We start from the raw sequence: 5,958 nt of genomic DNA, 5'->3' as shown, positions 1-5,958 counted from the left end.
TCGTCGTCGATCACGCCACCGAGCTGGAGTTGGACGCCGACGGGTTCGCCACCTTCGCCGACGCCCGCGCCTGGGCCGTCGACACGATCGACCACCTCACCCACCACCTCGCCGCCTGGCCCGTCCCACCGCTACCCCCTGGGGGGTGGCGGGCAGGGCCCGCGGCCCGGGGCCGACGCCGTGGTGGATGCGGGCGCCGGCCGCGGGCCAGCCCGCGTCCACGTCCCTGATGTGCGAGGCGCCGACCACCCACAGCCCATAGCACCAGCCGTCGCAGAGCACGTCGAAGATCTCTTCCGGCGTGGCGGTGAGGGTGAGGGTCACCTCGCCGGGATCACCGGTGTCCTCCTCGGCGGAGCGGTGGAGCAGATTCTCGAGCGCGCTGAAGGGCATGACCCGGGCCTCCTCGATTCGACGCGTACCGCGACGGCACCGCCCGGACTACCCCGCGCACCGCGCCTCAAACGCTCAGGCCAGCCGCGTGACCTCCACCAGCACCTTGTGGTCGATCGAGCGTCCGCCGGAGAAGATGCCCTTCAACGGCGGCACGTCGGCGTAGTCGCGGCCCACCGCGACCGAGACGTGCTGCTCGCCGATGGCGGTCGCGTTGGTCGGGTCGTACCCCCACCACCGCCCGGTCCAGGCCTCGATCCAGGCATGGCTCTCCCCCGCGACGGCCTCGCCGATCGCCGCGTCCGGGTCGGGGTGCAGATAGCCGGAGACGTACCGGCACGGAATCCCCATGGCGCGCAACAGCAACAACGTCAGGTGCGCGTAGTCCTGGCACACCCCCGCGCGATCGGACCAGGCCTGCACCGCCGAGGTGTGCACCGAGGTGCTGCCGGGGACATAGGTCATGGTCTCGTGCACCCACTCCGCCGCGCGCGAGACCGCCCGCGCGGGATCGGCACCCGCCGCGAGTTCGGCCGCGGTGGCGCGCAGCTCCTCGTGTTCGGGCACATACCCGGTGGCCTCCAGCAATTCGGCGAAGGTGTCGAGCGTGTGCTCCGAACGCAGCCGCGCCCAGTCGCATCCCTGCTGGGGCGCCGACGCCGCCGGTTCGGTCTCCACCACCGAGTACGACGAGACCTCCAGCGCGTCGTGCGGGGCGCTGACGTCGAAGGCGGTGACCGCCGTGCCCCAGTAGTCGGTGTACCGGAAGGGGCGGGTCGGCGGGACCGTGTCGACCCGGTTCACGATCACGTTCTGCCTGGCGTCCGAGCGCGGGGTCAGCCTGGCCTCGTTGAACGAGCCGGTCACCGCCGACTCGTAGGTGAACCCGGTGGTGTGCGCCACGCGCAGCCGTCTGCTCATCGGATCACCTGCTCTCCCCGGGCGGCGCCGAGCACCGTCGCCGGCTCCTCGCGCCTGCGCGCGTCGGTCCACGTCACCCACGGCGCGGCGTGGAAGTACTGCATGGCCACCGCCTCGGTGACCTCGTGGCAGGTCCGCTGCAACGACCACAGCCGCTGCTCCAGGTCCTCGAGCAGCATTCCCGGCGGCAGGAACTCGAGTTCGCTGCGCGCCCGGCCGAGCAGCCGCTGCGCCTCGTTGCGCGGGCCGCGCGAGCCGTCCGGCAGCTGCCCCAGTTCGCGCAGGCAGTCCTCGGCCAGCCGCACCGACCGGAACACCGATCGGGGGAACAGCTGGTCGAGCAGGATGAACTCGGCCACCAACCGCGCGTCGAACACACCCCGATAGGTGCGCAGATAGGAGTCGTGCGCGCCCGCCGAGCGCAGCACGCTCACCCACGCGGGCGAGTCGGCCGGTTCGCCGCCGCGCGAGAGCAGCAGGCGCACCGTCATGTCCACTCGCTCCAACGCGCGGCCGAGCAGCAGGAACCGGTAACCGTCGTCGCGGCTCATGGTGGAGTCGGCCTGCCCGGCGAACATGGCCGCCCTGTCCTCGATATAGCGGAAGAACTCATACGGGCCGAGCTCCCGTGCCGCCCTGATCGCCCCGCCGAGGCCGTTGTAGGTGGTGTTCAGGCATTCCCACAGTTCGGTGGAAGTGACCTCCCTCGCGCCGCGCGCGTTCTCCCGCGCCGCCGACACCGAGGACACGATCGACCCCGGCTGCCCCGCGTCGAAGGCGACCAGTTCGGTCAGCGACCACACGTCCATGCGTTCCGGCGGCTGCTCGATGCCGAGCACCCGCAACAGCACCCTGGCCGCGCGGTCGGGATCGACCGTGGCGTCCTCGAGCAGCTGATGCACCGTGACATCGAGAATCCGCGCCGTGTCGTCGGCCCGCTCCACATAGCGGCCGATCCAGAAAAGGGATTCGGCGTTCCGTGCCAGCATCGCGCCCTCCTACTGCTGCTGTTGCTGTTGTTGCTGGGCCTGCGATTCGGAGAAGCTGCGATCACGGTCGGTGTGCCCGGTGACCGCTGGCTCGGCGACCAGCTCGGCCACCGGTTCCCGATCGCCCGCAGCGCGCGGGGCCAGCACCCAGGTGTCCTTGCTGCCGCCGCCCTGGCTGGAGTTGACCACCAGCGAGCCCTCCGGCATGGCGACCCTGGTCAGCCCGCCGGGCAGCACCCACACCCGCTCCCCGTCGTTGACCGCGAACGGCCGCAGGTCCACATGCCGTGGCGCCAGCCCGTCCCCGGCCACCGTCGGCACCGTGGACAACTGCACCACCGGCTGGGCGATCCACCCGCGCGGCTCGGCCGCCACCCGCGCGCGCAACTCCTCGCGTTCGCGCGCGGAGGCGTCGGGCCCGAACACGATGCCGTAGCCGCCCGACCCCTCCACCGGCTTGACCACCAGCTCGTCGATGCGGTCGAGCACCTCGGCCCGCTCGTCGTCCAGCCAGCAGCGATAGGTGTCGACGTTGGGGATGATCGGTTTCTCACCGAGGTAGTACTCGATCATGGTCGGCACGTAGGTGTAGACCAGCTTGTCGTCGGCGACGCCGTTGCCGACCGCGCTGGAGATCACCACATTGCCCGCCCGCGCCGCGTTCAGGATGCCCGCCACACCCAGCACCGAGTCCGGGTTGAAGTGCATGGGGTCGAGATATTCGTCGTCGATGCGCCGATAGACCACGTCCACCCGCCGCTCGCCGTGGGTGGTGCGCATGTAGACGATGTTGTCGCGGCAGAACAGGTCGCGCCCCTCGACCAGTTCCACACCCATCTGCCTGGCCAGCAGCGAGTGCTCGAAGTAGGCGGAGTTGAACACGCCGGGCGTGAGCACCACGACGGTCGGGTCGGAGGTGTTCGTGGCCGCCGAGGCCCGCAGCGCCCGCAGCAGGTGGCTCGGGTAGTCGCCGACCGGCCGCACCCGGTTGGCCGCGAACAGGTCGGGGAAGACGCGCGCCATGGTGCGGCGGTTCTCCATCACATAGGACACCCCCGACGGCGAGCGCAGATTGTCCTCCAGCACCCGGAACACGCCCTGCTCGTCGCGGATCAGGTCGATGCCCGAGACATGGATGCGCACCCCGTTGGGCGGGGCGAAGCCCGCGGCCTCCCGGTGGAAGTTCGGGCAGGTGGTGATCAGCCGCCGCGGCACCACCCCCTCCTTCAGGATGGTCTGCGGCCCGTAGACGTCGGCGAGGAACATCTCCAGCGCCCGCACCCGCTGCGCGAACCCCTTCTCCAGTCGCGCCCACTCCGCCGCCGCGATCACCCGGGGCACCGGGTCCAGCGGGAACGGTCTCTCCTGCCCGGACAGCGAGAAGGTCACGCCCTGATCGACGAACGCGCGCCCCAGCGCGTCCGAGCGCGCCGCGAGCTCGGCAGCGTCCATCCCGTCGAGCGCGGTGTGGATGCCCCGATACGGCGGACGTATCCGGCCCGCCGGATCGAACATCTCGTCGTAGGCACCCCGCCTGCGACCGGCCTGGTAACCGTCGAAGATCGACGGTGGATACTGCGAAGAAACGGCGATCGCTGTCATGAAAGCGATGCTCGCGCAGAAAATTTACCCCTGAACGCCCATCCGGGTTAACTTTTCGAGTCAGGGCTGTTTCACAGCCGATTTCTGCCGCCACGACCGTCCACGACCCGCTCCGGCCGGACAACCCGACGTGCGCCGGCCGGACGACAGCCCGCTACACGCAGACCACCGGGAAGCCCATCGGATCGCCCGGGATGACCGAGGACCCGGTCCGCAGGCACTGCAGCAGGACCAGCGTGAGATCGATGACGCCGGAACCGGTCAACGCCACCGGCTGCGCGTCCACCACCGCACCCGTGGACTCCGGCACCGACACCGACACCGGCACCGCCGAGGCGGTCGCGGGAGCGAAGCCCACCGCCGACACGACCCCCACCGCCGCGATGAACTTCGACACCATCCGAGGCATTTTCGCCGCCTTTCGACCGTCTACTGCGACGAATCGACCGTATCCGGGTGCCTGGAGTTCGGTAGCTCCGAATTCCTCGGCACTTCGGCGGAACCGCCCGGCAATCCGCTCCACGACCCCTACGACGATCAGCACGACAAAGGCCCTCCTCCGCGCGGAGAAGGGCCTCTGACCTGCTGAGCCGCCTAGGGGAATCGAACCCCTGACCTTTTCATTACGAGTGAAGCGCTCTACCGACTGAGCTAAGGCGGCGTGCCTTTCGGCCACCGGAGTCTATCGTCTCGCCCAGCCGAATGCGAAAACGGGTGGTCAGCCGGTTCGGGCGGCGATGAAGGTGGCGACCATGGCGGCGACGGCGAAGCGGGGCTTGACGTTCGTGTCGATGGCCTCGCGGCATTCGAGGACGGCGTCGATGCTGCGCAGCAGGCCCTCTGGCGGGACGCGATCGGCCAGCTCGCGGATGTCGTCGGTCATGTCGGGGTGGGTCAGCGACACCGCGGACAGGTCGTGCCCGGCGAGCCGGACGGCCAACGCGTCGCGGAACAGGCCCGCGATGTCGATGAGCGCCAGATCGAGGGCGTCGCGGCCGGTGCGGGTCAGGCGGGACTTCTGGCGGCGCTCCAGTTCCTTGAGCACACCCGCCGAGCCGCGGGTCGCGCCCGCCGAGCCCTTGCCGGTGCCGCCGGCGCCGAGCGCGGTGGCCAGTTCCTCGCGTTCGCGCTCGTCGCGCTCGGCGCTCATCTCCTTGGCCTCGTCGTCGGCGGCCTTGACCAGCGCGTCGGCGGCGGCATAGGCCGCGCCGGGACGGGCGGCGGCGGTGGCGAGGGCCAGCGCGCGCTGCCTGCGTTCGCGGGCGTGGGCGTCGGTGGCCAGGCGGCGGGCACGGCCGACGTGACCGCCGCTGACCGAGGCCGCCCACTCCGCGGTCTCGGCGTCGAGGCCGTCCTGCTCGCGCAGCACGGTGGCGATATCGGTGACCGAGGGGGTCACCAGGTGGATGTGCCTGCACCGCGACCGCAGGGTGACCGAGATGTCCTCCGGGTCGACCGAGGGCGCGCACAGCAGGAAGACGGTGCGGGCAGGCGGCTCCTCCACGACTTTCAACAGGGCGTTGCCCGCGCCCTCGGTGAGCCGGTCGGCGTCCTCGACCACCACCACCTGCCAGCGGCCGGTGGTCGGCCTGCGGGAGGCGATCTGCACGATCTCGCGCATCTCCCTGGTGCTGATGCTCAGCCCCTCGGGCACCACCCGCCGCACGTCGCCGTGCGTGCCTGCCATGGTGGTGGTGCAGGCGTGACAGTGCCCGCAACCGGGAGTGCCGGGATCGGTGCACTGGAGCGCGGCGGCGAAGCACAGCGCGGCCACCGAACGGCCGGAACCGGGTGGGCCGGTGAACAGCCAGGAGTGCGTCATCGCGCCCTCCACGACACCCGCGCGCGCCGCCACCGCCGCGGCCGTCAGCTCGGACTCGACGGCACACTGCCCGACCAACCGATCGAAGACTCCCGCCACGGGTCCACCCTAGCCGCCGGGTTCACGACGGCAGCCGAGCGCCGGGTCAGGAGCTCTCGGCGGTCGAGTTCGCGGCGGCTTTCTCGGCCGCTGTCTTCTTGGCAGCGGTCTTGGTGGCGCCCGCCTTGGCGG

At 70.9% G+C, this 5,958-nt stretch carries 6 protein-coding genes and 1 tRNA gene; all 7 read right to left on the bottom strand.

Annotated features, from left to right (window positions below; all coding sequences use genetic code 11):
* Window positions 1–96: 96 nt before the first annotated feature.
* Complete coding sequence (locus QH283_RS30335) at window positions 97–393, bottom strand: SRPBCC family protein (protein ID WP_432420736.1); 297 nt, start codon at window positions 391–393, stop codon at window positions 97–99.
* 75 nt (window positions 394–468) lie between these two features.
* Entirely contained in the window at window positions 469–1,314 is an 846-nt protein-coding gene (locus QH283_RS15395) for a transglutaminase family protein (RefSeq protein WP_280503677.1), read from the bottom strand.
* The gene (locus tag QH283_RS15390; protein WP_280503676.1) at window positions 1,311–2,303 is read right to left on the bottom strand and encodes an alpha-E domain-containing protein; all 993 of its coding nucleotides are present in this window, start codon (window positions 2,301–2,303) and stop codon (window positions 1,311–1,313) included. Before QH283_RS15390 ends, QH283_RS15395 begins: the two co-directional genes overlap by 4 nt.
* Window positions 2,304–2,312: 9 nt before the next feature.
* Window positions 2,313–3,905: a circularly permuted type 2 ATP-grasp protein gene (locus tag QH283_RS15385; protein WP_280503675.1), complete on the bottom strand. Its 1,593-nt coding sequence runs from the start codon at window positions 3,903–3,905 to the stop codon at window positions 2,313–2,315.
* Between the two features lie 154 nt (window positions 3,906–4,059).
* Window positions 4,060–4,305 (bottom strand): hypothetical protein, encoded by a 246-nt coding sequence (locus QH283_RS15380; protein ID WP_280503674.1) that lies wholly within the window; start codon window positions 4,303–4,305, stop codon window positions 4,060–4,062.
* Window positions 4,306–4,493: 188 nt separating this feature from the next.
* A tRNA-Thr gene (locus tag QH283_RS15375) sits at window positions 4,494–4,566 on the bottom strand.
* A 57-nt stretch (window positions 4,567–4,623) separates the two neighbouring features.
* Window positions 4,624–5,826: a DNA polymerase III subunit delta' gene (locus QH283_RS15370; protein ID WP_280503673.1), complete on the bottom strand. Its 1,203-nt coding sequence runs from the start codon at window positions 5,824–5,826 to the stop codon at window positions 4,624–4,626.
* Window positions 5,827–5,958 lie beyond the last annotated feature (132 nt).

Source organism: Nocardia farcinica (assembly GCF_029867845.1).
Taxonomy (GTDB): domain Bacteria; phylum Actinomycetota; class Actinomycetes; order Mycobacteriales; family Mycobacteriaceae; genus Nocardia; species Nocardia farcinica_A.
This window is presented reverse-complemented; position numbering and strand designations above follow the sequence as displayed.